14 protein-coding genes are annotated in these 13,228 nt (G+C 66.7%); 9 read left to right on the plus strand and 5 right to left on the minus strand.

Going from position 1 to position 13,228, the window contains the following annotated elements; genetic code table 11:
* Positions 1 to 84 precede the first annotated feature (84 nt).
* Both copM and OKW52_RS19350 read left to right on the plus strand, forming a co-directional pair.
* The gene (gene copM / locus OKW52_RS19345) at positions 85 to 444 is read left to right on the plus strand and encodes a CopM family metallochaperone (RefSeq protein WP_264507152.1); all 360 of its coding nucleotides are present in this window, start codon (positions 85 to 87) and stop codon (positions 442 to 444) included.
* 86 nt (positions 445 to 530) lie between these two features.
* Positions 531 to 1,016, plus strand: coding sequence for a PaaI family thioesterase (locus OKW52_RS19350; RefSeq protein ID WP_264507153.1), 486 nt, complete (start codon positions 531 to 533; stop codon positions 1,014 to 1,016).
* Positions 1,017 to 1,160: 144 nt separating this feature from the next.
* On the opposite strand, the gene OKW52_RS19355 is transcribed toward OKW52_RS19350, so the two are convergent.
* Positions 1,161 to 1,754 (minus strand): SAM-dependent methyltransferase, encoded by a 594-nt coding sequence (locus OKW52_RS19355; RefSeq protein WP_264507154.1) that lies wholly within the window; start codon positions 1,752 to 1,754, stop codon positions 1,161 to 1,163.
* A 49-nt stretch (positions 1,755 to 1,803) separates the two neighbouring features.
* Entirely contained in the window at positions 1,804 to 3,999 is a 2,196-nt protein-coding gene (locus tag OKW52_RS19360) for a primosomal protein N' (RefSeq protein ID WP_264507155.1), read from the minus strand.
* A 96-nt stretch (positions 4,000 to 4,095) separates the two neighbouring features.
* Between OKW52_RS19360 and fsa the strand changes: the two genes are divergently transcribed.
* From fsa to OKW52_RS19390, 6 genes are all read left to right on the plus strand, one after another.
* Complete coding sequence (gene fsa, locus OKW52_RS19365; protein WP_127105550.1) at positions 4,096 to 4,749, plus strand: fructose-6-phosphate aldolase; 654 nt, start codon at positions 4,096 to 4,098, stop codon at positions 4,747 to 4,749.
* A 42-nt stretch (positions 4,750 to 4,791) separates the two neighbouring features.
* Positions 4,792 to 5,508, plus strand: coding sequence for a DUF484 family protein (locus OKW52_RS19370; protein WP_264507156.1), 717 nt, complete (start codon positions 4,792 to 4,794; stop codon positions 5,506 to 5,508).
* Positions 5,505 to 6,467 (plus strand): tyrosine recombinase XerC, encoded by a 963-nt coding sequence (locus tag OKW52_RS19375; RefSeq protein ID WP_264507157.1) that lies wholly within the window; start codon positions 5,505 to 5,507, stop codon positions 6,465 to 6,467. Before OKW52_RS19370 ends, OKW52_RS19375 begins: the two co-directional genes overlap by 4 nt.
* 101 nt (positions 6,468 to 6,568) lie before the next feature.
* Complete coding sequence (locus tag OKW52_RS19380; protein WP_264507158.1) at positions 6,569 to 6,736, plus strand: hypothetical protein; 168 nt, start codon at positions 6,569 to 6,571, stop codon at positions 6,734 to 6,736.
* A gap of 111 nt (positions 6,737 to 6,847) precedes the next feature.
* On the plus strand, positions 6,848 to 7,078 hold the full coding sequence (locus OKW52_RS19385; protein WP_264507159.1) for a hypothetical protein: 231 nt from the start codon (positions 6,848 to 6,850) through the stop codon (positions 7,076 to 7,078).
* A gap of 108 nt (positions 7,079 to 7,186) precedes the next feature.
* Positions 7,187 to 7,882 carry a CDP-alcohol phosphatidyltransferase family protein gene (locus tag OKW52_RS19390; protein ID WP_127105546.1) on the plus strand — a complete coding sequence of 232 codons (696 nt, stop codon included), beginning with the start codon at positions 7,187 to 7,189 and terminating at the stop codon, positions 7,880 to 7,882.
* Here the strand turns inward: OKW52_RS19390 and OKW52_RS19395 are convergent.
* A complete protein-coding gene (locus tag OKW52_RS19395) occupies positions 7,879 to 8,715 on the minus strand; it encodes an EamA family transporter (RefSeq protein WP_264507160.1) in 837 nt (278 codons plus the stop codon). The genes OKW52_RS19390 and OKW52_RS19395 overlap by 4 nt on opposite strands.
* A gap of 94 nt (positions 8,716 to 8,809) precedes the next feature.
* Between OKW52_RS19395 and OKW52_RS19400 the strand changes: the two genes are divergently transcribed.
* Complete coding sequence (locus tag OKW52_RS19400) at positions 8,810 to 9,673, plus strand: LysR substrate-binding domain-containing protein (protein ID WP_264507161.1); 864 nt, start codon at positions 8,810 to 8,812, stop codon at positions 9,671 to 9,673.
* On the opposite strand, the gene OKW52_RS19405 is transcribed toward OKW52_RS19400, so the two are convergent.
* Together OKW52_RS19405 and ileS are read right to left on the minus strand one after the other, a co-directional pair.
* On the minus strand, positions 9,670 to 10,125 hold the full coding sequence (locus tag OKW52_RS19405; RefSeq protein WP_264507162.1) for a methylated-DNA--[protein]-cysteine S-methyltransferase: 456 nt from the start codon (positions 10,123 to 10,125) through the stop codon (positions 9,670 to 9,672). The genes OKW52_RS19400 and OKW52_RS19405 overlap by 4 nt on opposite strands.
* A 63-nt stretch (positions 10,126 to 10,188) precedes the next feature.
* Entirely contained in the window at positions 10,189 to 13,104 is a 2,916-nt protein-coding gene (ileS, locus tag OKW52_RS19410; protein ID WP_264507163.1) for an isoleucine--tRNA ligase, read from the minus strand.
* Positions 13,105 to 13,228: the final 124 nt, after the last annotated feature.

The raw sequence follows: 13,228 nt of genomic DNA on the forward strand, positions 1-13,228 counted from the left end.
CACGCGCCCGATCACACGACCGTCATTTGCCTTCCAGTGAGGGGAATCCCGCAAAGATTCCGGGCACACAAACCCGGAGTCCCCATGCGCCCCTCACGTCTTCTCCTCGCCCTGCCGCTGATCGCCCTGACCCTGCCCGCTGCCGCGCAGATGGGCGGGCATGAAGGCCATGCCATGCCGATGGCCAACAGCCCGGCGGCCACCGCCTATGCCGAGATCAACACCCGCATGCATGCCGAGATGGGGGCCGCGATGACCGGCGACGCCGATGTCGATTTCGTCCGGGGCATGATCCCGCACCATCAGGGCGCGGTCGACATGGCCCGTGTCGTGCTGGAATACGGGCAAGACCCCGAAATCCGCGCGCTGGCCGAAGGCGTCATTGCTGCGCAGGAAACCGAGATCGCCTTCATGCGCGACTGGCTCGCCCGCCACGGCCAGTGATGACGTAGCGTCGGGCCGCCCCGACAGGGCTGGCCCGACGCCCCCCGCTTGCCTAGCTTCCCCCACAGCCAAAAGGGAGGCCCGTCATGGCCGAGCAATACCCCGCCAGAAGCCCCGCCGACCTGCCCACCCGCGAGGTTGTCGCCAAGATGACGGGGCTTGAGTATATGCAGGCCATCGTCGAGGGCCGCATTGCCGGTGCGCCCATCGCTGCGGTGATGAACTTCCGCATGCATGAGATGAAATTCGGCGAAGCGGCCTTTCGGGGCACCGCTGAATTCCAGCATCTCAACCCGATGGGCGGTGTTCATGGCGGCTGGTATGGCACCGTGCTGGACAGTGCGCTGGGCTGCTCGGTGGCCACCACGCTCGAGGCGGGCGCGGGCTATACGACGCTGGAATACAAGGTAAACCTGACCCGCGCGCTGAAACCCGGCGTGTTGGTCGAATGCCGGGCGCGGGTGCAGCACGCCGGACGCTCGACCGCGGTGGCCGAGGGCACGATCATCGGCGTCGAGGATGGCAAGCTTTACGCCACCGGCTCGACCACCTGCATCATCCTGCGCGGGTAAGCCGGGGGCTGCTCGCCCCCGTCGCCATTGTCTCTCGGACCAATGGCGTTCCAATGGCGCCCCCCTCGCCCAAGGGGAGAGCACGCTCCCCCTTGGGGATCCCCCCGTGCGCCAAAAAGATGCGTATTTGCAGCAAGGTGAGGATCAGGGGCGGGTCGCCACGAAGTCGATGAGCGCCGAGCGCCCGCTGTGACCGCGCCCCTCCTGCACGTCGCGCTCGTAGGCGGCAAGGCGTTCGATGCGCCAGCCTGGGAAGGCCGTCACCAGCAGCTCGGGTGTCCACATCTGCGCGATAGTCGGCGGCCCTCCGGTGCCCAAGGCCACCTGTTCGGGCGTGTACCCATGCAGCGCCAGCCGCCCGCCCGGCTTCACCGCCCGCGCGAGATTGGCGAATTGCGCGGGGCGTTCGGCGGGTGGCATGAACTGGATGAAGATCCCCACCACCAGATCGAACTGCCGGTCCCAGTCCCAGCCCTGCCAGTCGCTTTCGCGCGTATCCAGCGTCACACCGGCCTTTTCGGCCAGTGCCTTGGCGCGCCCTACCGCCGTCGGTGACAGATCGAAGGATGTGACCTGAAGCCCGGCCCGCGCCAGTTGCACGCCATTGCGCCCTTCGCCATCCGCCACGCTCAGCGCGGTTTCCACCCCTGCCGTCAGCCACGGGTTCTCGGTCAGAAACAGCGCCGGAGCGGTGCCGAACAGATACTCATCCGTCTTGGAATAGCGGTTTTCCCACATGCGCGGCGCTCCTTTTGCGTTTTTGCTTAGATAAGCCGCCCCGCCGCGATCACCAGAAGCTCTGCGGATCAATATCCACTGCCAGCCGGGTATCGCCCGGCAGCTTGAGCGGGGCCAGCCACGCCCGAATCGCCTGCTGCAACGGCGCGCCCTTGGCTGCCTTGACCAACAGCCGCACCCGGTGGCGCCCGCGCACCCGCGCGATCGGCGCGGGCGCGGGCCCGTAAACCTGCGCGCCGATCTTGTGCAGGGCCTCGGGGTTGCGGGCCAGCAGGTTGCCCATCTCGAACGCGTGTTCCAGCGAGGTCGAGGACAGGATGATCCCCGCCAGCCGCCCATAGGGCGGCATCGCCAGCGCCTGACGCTCGTTCGCCTCGGCCTGCCAGAAGCCTTCGTCATCGCCCGACAGGATCGCCTGAATGACCGGATGGTCCGGCTGGTGCGTCTGCAACAGCGCCAGCCCCGGCTTGTCATGCCGCCCCGCCCGCCCGGCGACCTGCCGGATCAGCTGGAACGTGCGTTCCGCCGCGCGCAGATCGCCGCCGTGCAGGCCCAGATCGGCGTCGATCACACCGACCAGCGTCAGCAAGGGGAAGTTGTGCCCCTTGGCCACCAGCTGCGTGCCGATGACGATATCCGCCGCCCCCGCCGCAATCGCCGCGATCTGTTCCTTGAGCGCCCGGGCCGAGCCGAACAGATCCGACGACAGCACCGCCACCCGCGCATCGGGCCACAGGCTGCGGGTTTCCTCGTCCAGCCGCTCGACCCCCGGTCCGATCGGATGCATCGAGCCTTCGGTCTTGCACTCAGGGCACGCCGTCGGAATGGGCGCTGTCGCGCCGCATTGGTGGCACATCAGCCGGTTCAGGAACCGATGCTCGACCATGCGCGAGTCGCAATTTTCACAGGCGATCTGGTGCCCGCAGGCCCGGCAGGTCGTCACCGGCGCATAGCCGCGCCGGTTCAGGAACAAGAGCGACTGCTCGCCCGCCGCCAGCCGCGCATCCACCGCGTCTTTCAGCGCGGGTGCGATCCAGCGCCCGTGCGGCATCTTCTGCCCGCGCAGATCCAGCGCGCGCATCTTTGGCAGCTCGGCCACGCCGAAGCGCGCGTGCAGATCGACGCGCTTGTACTTGCCCGCCTCGGCATTCGCCCAGCTTTCAAGCGACGGCGTGGCCGAGGCCAGCACCACCTGCGCGGAAGCCAGCGAGGCACGCAGCACCGCCATGTCGCGGGCGTTATACATCACGCCGTCGTCTTGTTTGTAGGACGTGTCGTGTTCCTCATCGACCACGATCAGGCCCAGATCGCGGTACGGCAGGAACAGCGCCGAGCGCGCGCCGACCACCATCGACACCCGCCCCTCACCCGCCATGCGCCACAGCCGCCGCCGCTCGGTCATCGTCACGCCGGAATGCCATTCGCCGGGCCGCACGCCAAACCGCGCCTCGACCCGCTCAAGGAACCCTTCGGTCAGCCCGATCTCAGGGAGCAGCACCAAGGCCTGCCGCCCCTGCCGCAGGCAATTCGCCACGGCCTCAAGATACACCTCGGTCTTGCCCGACCCGGTCACGCCTTTGAGCAGTGTCACGCCGAACCCGTCGCCGCCCGCCGCCAGCGCGTCTACTGCCGCCTGCTGATCCTCGGACAAGGGCTTGCCCGCAAGGCCCGGGTTCAGCCGCGGATAGGGCTGATCTTTCGGCGCTTCGCCCTCGATCAGCGCGCCATGCGCAGCCATCGTGTTGACGACGGAACCGGTCACCCCCGCGGCGCGCGTAATCTCGCCGATGGTCAGCGCCGAGCCGCCATAGCTGTCGAACACGTCCAGAACCCGGCGGCGCGCGTCGGTCATGCGCACGGGTTCGGCATTGCCCAGCCGGAACACCCGGATCATTGCCGGGCCGGAACTGAGCCCCGGCGCGCGGGTCGCCAGAAACAGCATCAGGCTGAGCGGGGTCAGCGTGTATTCTGCCGCCCGCATCAGGAAACTGTGCAATTCGTCGCGCATCGGCGGCACATCCAGCACCCGGATCACCGCCCGCAGCTTGGCCAGCGGCAGCCCGCTTTCCGATGGCCCCCACACGCAGCCCAGCACTTTGCGCGGCCCCAAAGGCACCTCGACAAAGTCGCCGATCACCGCGCCACCCTCGGGCGCGCGGTAATCCAGCAGCCGGTCCAGCGGCTGCGTGGTCAGCACGGCGAGCGGCTCGCCGGGGGCAAATGTGGAGACCGGGGACGCTTGCACGGGGGCAAAAGACCTTTCAGGCGGGGGTGCGATAGGATATGACGCCCCCGAACCTCTTCCGCAACCGCCCCCTTCTTTCAGAGGAAATAGAGCGCGATGAAATTCTTTGTCGATACCGCCGATGTAGCGGCCATCCGTGAGCTGAATGACCTCGGCATGGTCGATGGCGTCACCACGAATCCCTCGATCATCCTGAAATCGGGCCGTGACATCATCGACGTCACCAAAGAGATCTGCTCGATCGTTGACGGCCCGGTTTCCGCCGAAGTCGTGGCGCTGGAATCCAGCGCGATGATCGCCGAAGGCAAACGCCTGGCCGAGATCGCGCCGAACATCACCATCAAGCTGCCGCTGACCTGGGACGGTCTGAAGGCCTGCAAGGTGCTGACCGGCGAAGGCCATATGGTCAACGTCACCCTGTGCTTCAGCGCCAATCAGGCCCTGCTGGCCGCCAAAGCCGGTGCGACGTTCATCTCGCCGTTCATCGGCCGTCTGGACGACATCAACTTTGACGGCATGGACCTGATCGCGGACATCCGCCAGATCTATGACAACTACGGGTTCGAGACCCAGATCCTTGCCGCCTCGATCCGCACGGTGAACCATGTCACCCAATGCGCGCTGGTTGGCGCCGATGTGATGACCGCCCCGCCGGAAGTGATCCGCAAGCTGGCGCAGCACCCGCTGACCGATGCAGGTCTGGCACAGTTCATGAAGGACTGGGAAAAAACCGGTCAGAAAATCGTCTGATCTGGTGTAGGGTCAGGGCGAAGGCACAAGATCGGGGCAGACATGGCAGCGACGGGACCGGCACAAGACGTCCGAACGCAGGATGAATGGCGGGCACGCGTGCTCGCCGATCCCGGCCTTGTGCTGGATGACCCCGATCTGATGCGCGCCCTTGTGCTGACCTCTGAACGCGCGATGGGCGGCAATGTCGTCGATCTGCGCGGCATGGCGATGGAGCGGTTGGAGTCCCGGCTGGACCGGCTGGAAGACACCCACCGCGCCGTCATCGCCGCCGCTTATGAGAACCTCTCCTCCACCAACCAGATCCACCGCGCGCTGCTGCGCCTGCTGGATGCCGAACGCTTCGAGACCTTCGTGCTCGATCTGGGCGGCGCGGTGGGAGAGATCCTTGGCGTCGATGCCGTGCGTCTGGTACTGGAAAGCCCCGAGCCGTCCAGCGGTCTGGGCAAGCTGGACGTGATCCTGCGCGTCAAGAAACCCGGCTACGTCGAGACCTACATGAGCGCCGGGCGTCCCGCGCCCGCCCGCCCCATCGTGCTGCGTCAGGGCGTGCCGCCCTCGGCTGGCCCTTACGGCGAGGTGGCCGCCGATCTGCGCTCCGAAGCCCTGATGCGCCTCGATCTGGGCAAGGGCCGACTGCCCGGCATGCTGGCGATGGGGTCTGAAGATCCGCACCGCTTCAAGCCCGGTCAGGGCACCGACCTGCTCAGCTTCTTCACCGGCAGTTTCGAGCGCGTGCTCCGGCGCTGGCTGTCGTGACCAAGGGCGCGCCCAGCGCCATTTCCCCGGCTTTGCGCGACGCGCTTTCGCAGTGGCTGTCGCACCTTGGTGCGCTGAACGACGCCTCGGACCACACGGTCAACGCCTACCGCGCCGACGTCACCGAATTTCTCGACTTCCTCGCCCGCCATCACGGCGGTGCCGCCGGTCTGGACCAGCTGCGCGCGGTGGAAACCCGTGACCTGCGCGCGTGGATGGCCCATGCCCGCGCCGAGGGGCGCGGTGCGCGCACCCTCGCCCGTGCCCTGTCCGCGCTCAAAAGTTTCGCGCGCTGGCTGGCCGACCGTGAGGCCGGTTTCGACGCCACTGCCATCCTCAGCGCCCGCGCGCCCCGGCATCAGCGGCCCTTGCCGCGCCCGCTGGACGAAGACGCCGCCCGCGCGGTCACCGAAACCATCAGCGACGAGAAAGCCGAAGCCTGGGTCCGCGCCCGCGATGCCGCTGTTGTCTCGCTGCTCTATGGCTGCGGCTTGCGGATTTCCGAGGCGCTGGGCCTCACCGGCCGCGACTCCGCCCGCATCGCCACGCCGGGTGGCAGCCTGACCATCCTTGGCAAGGGCGGCAAGGAACGCATGGTGCCTGTCCTGCCCGCCACAGCCGAGGCTGTCGCCGCCTATCAGCGCCTGTGCCCCTGGGACATCGCGCCGCAAAGCCCGCTCTTTCGCGGCATGCGCGGCGGCCCGCTGAACCCGCGCCTGATCGCTCGCGCGATGGAAAGCGTTCGCCTGCGCCTTGGCCTGCCCGCCAGCGCCACGCCGCACGCGCTGCGCCACTCGTTCGCCACGCATCTGCTGTCCGCGGGCGGCGATCTGCGCGCCATTCAGGAATTGCTCGGCCACGCCAACCTGTCCACCACGCAGGTCTATACCGGCGTCGATACCGCCCGCCTGATGGAGGCCTACCGCGCCGCGCATCCGCGCGCGAAATCGGCAGGCTGAGCCGCGCGACCAACGGCCCGACCGACGCCCGCAAGAAACTTTGAACGCTTTGCGTGGCCCCCGCGACCTACCGGTATCATCCTTTGACCCGGAGCCCGTCGATGAAAACCCTCGCCCTGACCCTGATCGCCGCAACCGTTCTTTCGGTCACCACCGCGCATGCCGAGATGGATGCCTCGTCGCCCTGTGTGCGCGCGCCCGGCCACGGTGCTCAGCCCAGCCCGCAGGTTGTCTTCGGTGACGGCTCTGTCCGCACCATCCGCCGCTGACCCAGAGGCCGCCATGACCAAGCGCTTCACCATCTTCTCGCCCAAACCCAAGTTGCACGCACCGCGCCCGATGCCGCTGCCCACGCCCCGCTGACCTCAGGTTCTTCGTCCATGAATACCCCCCAAACCGCCCTGCGCCTTGCCGTTGCTTTCGGCCTGCACGCGCTGACCGCCGTCGCAGGAAACGCCGCGACGCCGCAGGCCCCGCAGCGCCCGGTGCCCTGCGCGCTGATCATCACCGGCGACACACTGCCCGGCCCGGTCAGCGTCAACCTGTCGGGCGGTCAATCCCCACAGGGCGACCCTGGCGCACATGGCGTCAGTGGTGCGCTGACTCTGTAAGCCACCCTGCACGCGCCACAATCATCCCCCGGGCACAAGGATCACGACTGCCCATCCGCTGCACGCAACGGGTTGCTTCGGCGCGGTAAACGGGTCAGACAGAAGGGCATGATCGAAACCTTTCGCGCCTATTTCGTGCACATGTTCACCGCCACCGGGGCGGTGTTTGCCATGCTGGCCATGCTCGCCGCCGTCGACTCGCAATGGTCGCTGATGTTCCTGTGGCTGGTCGTCGCGCTGATCGTCGATGGTGTCGACGGACCGATGGCGCGCAAGTATGACGTCAAGACCAAGGCGCCGATCATCGACGGCGTGCTGCTCGATCTGATCATCGACTACCTGACCTATGTGTTCATCCCGGCCTTCGCGCTGTTCAATTCGGGCCTACTGCCCGGCTGGACCGGCTGGATCGCGATCATCGTCATCACCTTCGCCTCGGTGCTCTACTTCGCCGATACGCGGATGAAGACCGCCGATGCCTCGTTCTCGGGCTTTCCGGGCTGCTGGAACATGGTCGCGGTGGTGGTCTTTGCCATACGGCCGGATTTCTGGGTCATTCTGGGACTGGTGTTCGTGCTGTCGGTCACCATGTTCCTGCGCCTCAAATTCGTACACCCCGTGCGCACCCAGCGCTGGCGCGCGATCACCCTGCCGATGGCGCTGGCCTGGGTCGCGCTGGCGACCATGGCCGCCTGGGCCGATTTCGCCCAGCCGATGCTGGTCACCTGGGGCCTGATCATCACCAGCGTTTACCTGCTTTGCGCCGGATGCGTGCAGCAGGTGCTCTACCGCGAGCGGCTCTAAAGCCGCGTCAGCACCACGCCTGCGACGATCAGCAGCGCCGCCAGCACCTTGCCCCGGTCCATCCGGTCGCCAAAGAACCACCAGCCGATCAGCACCGCGAACAGGATCGACGTCTCGCGCAGCGCCCCCACCAGCGCGATGGGGGCCTGTGTCATCGCCCAGACCGCAATCGCATAGGCCCCGAACGACGCCGCAGCGGCCAGCATCCCCAATCCCCAGCCCCGCGCATCCGCCCGCAGCACCGCCCGGCCCCGCAGCGCGATCACCGCAGGCGTGTAGAACACCGCCGCCACCACCATCAGCCAGCCGACATAGGCCACCGGCTCGCCCGAGACCCGCGCGCCCAGACCATCGGTCAGCGTATACCCCGCCGTCGCCAGCGCCGAGCCGAAAGCAAAGGGCAGCAACCGCCGCGACTCGCCCGAGGTCAGCACACCTCGCGCCATCAGCGCGATACCGCAGCCCAGCACCGCGATGCCCCACAGCGCCCCGGCTTCCAGCTCGTCCGCCAGAAACAGCAGGCTTACCCCCAGCACCAGCATCGGTGCCGCGCCGCGTGCGATGGGATAGACCCGGCTCAGATCGCCTTGCTCATAGGCATAGGCAAGGAACAGCTGGTAGCACATGTGGATCAGGCCTGACCCCAGCAACCACGGCCAGACCGCGGGTTCAGGGAACGGCAGACACAACGCGACAACCAAGCCTATCACCGCCTGTCCGGTCGACAGCAGGAACATAGAGGTCTGCTTGCTCAGCCCGGTCTTGATGATCGCGTTCCACCCGGCATGCAGAAGCGCTGCACACAGAACGGCCAGAAAAACACCAACACTCATGTCGCAAGGCCTTTCAGGGGTGCAAATCTGTGGACCAGACATCACAAGCCGCGCAGAGTGGCAAAGCAGAAATTCTCCGCGCTTTGTGAGTTGAATGAACATAGACCGCCGCACCCTGCCGCTGACCGCCCTGCGCGCCTATGAGGCGTTTGGCAGGCTCGGCTCGATGTCCACCGCCGCGGCGTCGCTGGGCGTCACCCATTCCGCCGTCTCGCGCCAGATCCGCCAGTTGGAGGAACTTCTCGGCGTCTCGCTGACGGAAGGTCCGCGCAGCGCCACCCGCCCCTCGGCCACCGGGCTGTTGCTGCTCCCCGCCCTCGCGCGTGGCTTTGACGCGCTCGAGGACGCCCTGCGCGCCCTGCCCCGCACCGCCGACAGCGTCGATGTCTCCAGCCTTGCCACCTTCGCCATGCGCTGGCTGATCCCCCGGCTGCACGGCTTTCAGGCGCTGCACCCGCAGTTGCGCGTCCGCCTGACCTCGGATCATGCGCCGGTCGACACGTCCGCCTCGGGGCCTGATGTGGCGATCCGGGTCGGCACCGGAGCTTGGCCTGCGGGCTATGCCGTCACCCCGCTCTTTGCCGACCTCACCGGCCCGGTCGTCGCCCCCGCGCTTGCTGCGCAGGTCACGCCCGACTTCGCCCATGTCCCGCGCCTGTCCAGCAGCTCGCGCGTCGGCACATGGGAGGATTGGGCGCATGTCGCAGGCCACCAGCTTGCCCCGGCCAAGGACACCGTGTTCGAGCATTTCCACTACAAGATCGAAGCCGCGCTCTCGGGCCTTGGCGCTGCCGTGCTGCCTGAGGCCCTGATCCGCAACGAACTGACCGCCGGGCGGCTGATCGCGCCCTACGGCTTCCTGCCCACGGGGATGGAGTATGTCGCCCTGCTGCGTCCCAACCCCTCGCGCCCGGCCCGGCAGTTCCGTGACTGGCTGGTTCAGGCCGCGCGCGCCTAGATCAGCAACCCGCCCGCGCGCTCGTGTTTCAGCAGCCAGACCTTGGTCTCGACCCCTTCGGGCGCGGAAAACCCGCCCAGCCCGCTGGCCCCGAGCACCCGGTGACACGGCACGATCAGCGGGATCGGGTTGTGCCCGCAGAGCTGCCCCATTGCCTGCGCGCTCACCTTCAGATCGCGCGCGATCTCGCCGTAAGTCCGTGTCTCGCCCATCGGGATCGCCGCCATCGCCGCGCAGGCCGCCTGCTGCGCCGCACTCGCCTCGATGCGCAAAGGCAGATCGAACACCCGCCGCGTTCCGGCGAAATACTCGGCCACCTGCGCCGCCGCCTTGGCCAGCAGCGGCGTCTCGTCCTCGCCGTCATCCGCGCCCCAATGCGCCGCCGTGATCGCGCCGTCGCGCTCGATCAGCGTGAAGGGGCCGGTAGGGGTTTCGATGGTCAGTCGGGGCATGGGCATCACAAAGGAAAGGGGCGGGAATGACCCCGCCCCATCCTATCCCCAATCAGCGCCCGTTCAACCCAGCGCGGCGTCACAGCGCGCGCAGGTGCCGGGATGCTTGTGGCTGCCCACATCCGGCAGGATCTTCCAGCAGCGCTGGCATTTCTGCCCGTCCGCATGATGGAACACCACGCCAACGCCCGGCACGTCGTCCATCGAGAACGCACCCTCAGGCGCGGCCTCGGTCGTCAGCGTCAGCGACGAGGTGATGCACAGCGTCGCGAACGTGTCCGGGTTGGTCACGATCTGCGCCAGTTCGGGCGACAGGTACACCGTCGGAGCCGCCTCAAGGCTCGCCCCGATGGTCTTGGCCCGACGCTCAACCTCAAGCGCCCCGGTCACCACCCGGCGCACAGCGCGCACGGTGGTCGAGCGGGCGGCCAGTTCCGGTGCCAGCCACTCTGCCGGCGTGCCGGGGAAGTCCTGCAAGTGCACGCTCCCTTCCTCGCCGGGGAAGCGCGACAGCCAGACGTCTTCCATCGTGAACGGCAGGATCGGCGCCAGCCAGGTCGTCAGCCGGTGGAACAGCGCATCCATGACGGTCAGGCACGACCGGCGCAGTTTGCTGTCCGACGGATCGCAATAAAGCGCGTCCTTGCGGATGTCGAAATAGAAGGCCGACAGATCCGTCGTGGCGAAGGTGAACAGCGCCTGAAACACGCCCTGAAAGTCGAAGGCCGCATAACCCTTGCGCACGACCGCATCCAGTTCCGCCAGCCGGTGCAGCATCAGCTGCTCCAGCTCGGGCATTTCGGCATAGGCCACCGCTTGCGACGGCGCATAATCGCCCAGCGCGCCCAGCATGAAGCGCAGCGTGTTGCGCAGGCGGCGATAGCTGTCCGCCGTGCCCTTCAGGATCTCTTTGCCGATGCGCTGGTCAACCGTGTAGTCGGCCTGCGCCACCCACAGCCGCAGGATATCGGCCCCGTATTGCTCGATGATCTCTTGCGGCACGATGATGTTGCCGATGGACTTGGACATCTTCATGCCCTTCTCGTCCAGCGTGAAGCCATGCGTCACCACGTTGCGATACGGCGCGCGGCCTTTGGTTCCGCAGCCCTGCAGCATCGAGGAATGGAACCACCCGCGATGCTGGTCGGTGCCCTCCATATAGACATCGGCGATGCCGTCCGGCACGCCATCCGCCCGGTCGCGCAGCACGAAAGCGTGGGTGGAACCGGAGTCGAACCACACATCCAGAATGTCAAAAATCTGGCTGTAGTCGTCGGGATTATGCAGGTCTTTCAGGATCTTTTCCTTGAAGCCTTGCACATACCAGACATCCGCGCCCTCGGCCTCAAATGCCAGAACAATCCGCGTATTGACGCGCGGATCGCGCAGCAGGAAGTCATCGTCGCCCGGTTTCGCCCCGTTCTTGACAAAGCAGGTCAGCGGCACGCCCCACGCGCGTTGACGCGACAGCACCCAGTCGGGCCGCGCCTCCATCATCGAATGCAGGCGGTTGCGGCCCGAGACCGGGGTGAACTTGACCAGATCCTCGATGGATTTCAGCGCCCGCTGACGGATCGTGTCGCCATACTGGCCCATGCCGTCGTCGAGCGGCTTGTCGATGGCGGCGAACCATTGCGGCGTGTTGCGGTAGATCACCGGCGCTTTCGAGCGCCAGCTATGCGGGTAGGAGTGCTTCAGCTTGCCCTTGGCCAACAGCGCGCCGCTATAGGCCAGCTGCTTGATCACCGACACGTTGGCCGGGCCTTCCTTGCCATCGGGCAGGATGATGTGCTGACCGGCGAACAGCGGCAGATCGGCGCGGTAAGAACCGTCCGGCTCGACGTTATAGGTCATCGGCAGCCTGAACTTGACGCCCAGCTGATAGTCATCATCGCCGTGGCTGGGGGCCGTGTGGACAAAGCCGGTGCCCGCGTCGTCGGTAACGTGTTCGCCCGGCAGCATGGGGACGTCATAGTCCCATTCGCCATTGCCACCTTCCACGCCCCGGAACGGGTGCGCCAGAACCAGCCCGTCCAGGTCTTCGGCCGTGACGTCGCGCAGCTTTTCAAAGCCGGTGACCTTGGCGGTGGTCAGGACCCCCTCGGCCAGCGCATCGGCCAGCAGGAGCGTCTCACCCACCACCGCCGTCGATTTCTCGTCGGCTTCGGTGACGCGGTAGAGGCCATAGGCGATACCCGGATTGAACGCGACCGCGCGGTTCTGCGGCAGGGTCCATGGCGTCGTGGTCCAGATCACCACCGTCGCCCCGTCAAGGGCTCCGCCCACCGGCTTGAACCGCACCCACACCTGATGGCTGGTGTGGTCGTGGTACTCCACCTCAGCCTCGGCCAGCGCGGTTTTCTCGACCGGCGACCACATCACGGGCTTGGAGCCCTGATAGAGCGACCCGTTCATCAGGAATTTCATGAACTCCTCGGCGATCACCGCCTCGGCGTGGTAGTCCATCGTCAGATACGGGTCATTCCACGTCCCCGTCACGCCCAGCCGCTTGAACTCCTCGCGCTGGATGTTCACCCAGCCTTCGGCGAACTTGCGGCATTCCTGACGGAAGGCGACGATATCCACGTCGTCCTTGTCCAGCCCCTTGGCGCGGTACTGTTCCTCGATCTTCCACTCGATCGGCAGACCGTGGCAGTCCCAGCCCGGCACATAGCGGCTGTCGAAGCCCATCATCTGATGCGAGCGCACGATGATGTCCTTGATCGTCTTGTTCAGCGCGTGGCCGATGTGCAGATGGCCGTTGGCATAGGGCGGGCCGTCATGCAGCGTGAAGGGCTTGCGCGCGCTGGCCTTGGCCTTGTCGCGCAGCTGCTCGTAGACGCCCAGCCGCTCCCAGCGGGCCAGCCATTCCGGCTCGCGCGCAGGCAGTCCCGCGCGCATGGGGAACTCGGTTTCGGGCAGGAACAGGGTGTCTTTGTAGTCAGGGTATTCAGACGTCTGGGGGGTATCGGCACACATCGCGTGGGCTCCGGATCAACGAATTCTGGAAAGGATCTAGCAAGCTTCGGCGCAGGTCTCCCTACGCCTTGTCCCGGCAACTCTGATCAGAGCGCCGGGCCGCTAATTCGAATGATGATCGCGC

This window comes from Pararhodobacter zhoushanensis (assembly GCF_025949695.1).
In the GTDB taxonomy this organism is placed as follows: domain Bacteria; phylum Pseudomonadota; class Alphaproteobacteria; order Rhodobacterales; family Rhodobacteraceae; genus Pararhodobacter; species Pararhodobacter zhoushanensis_A.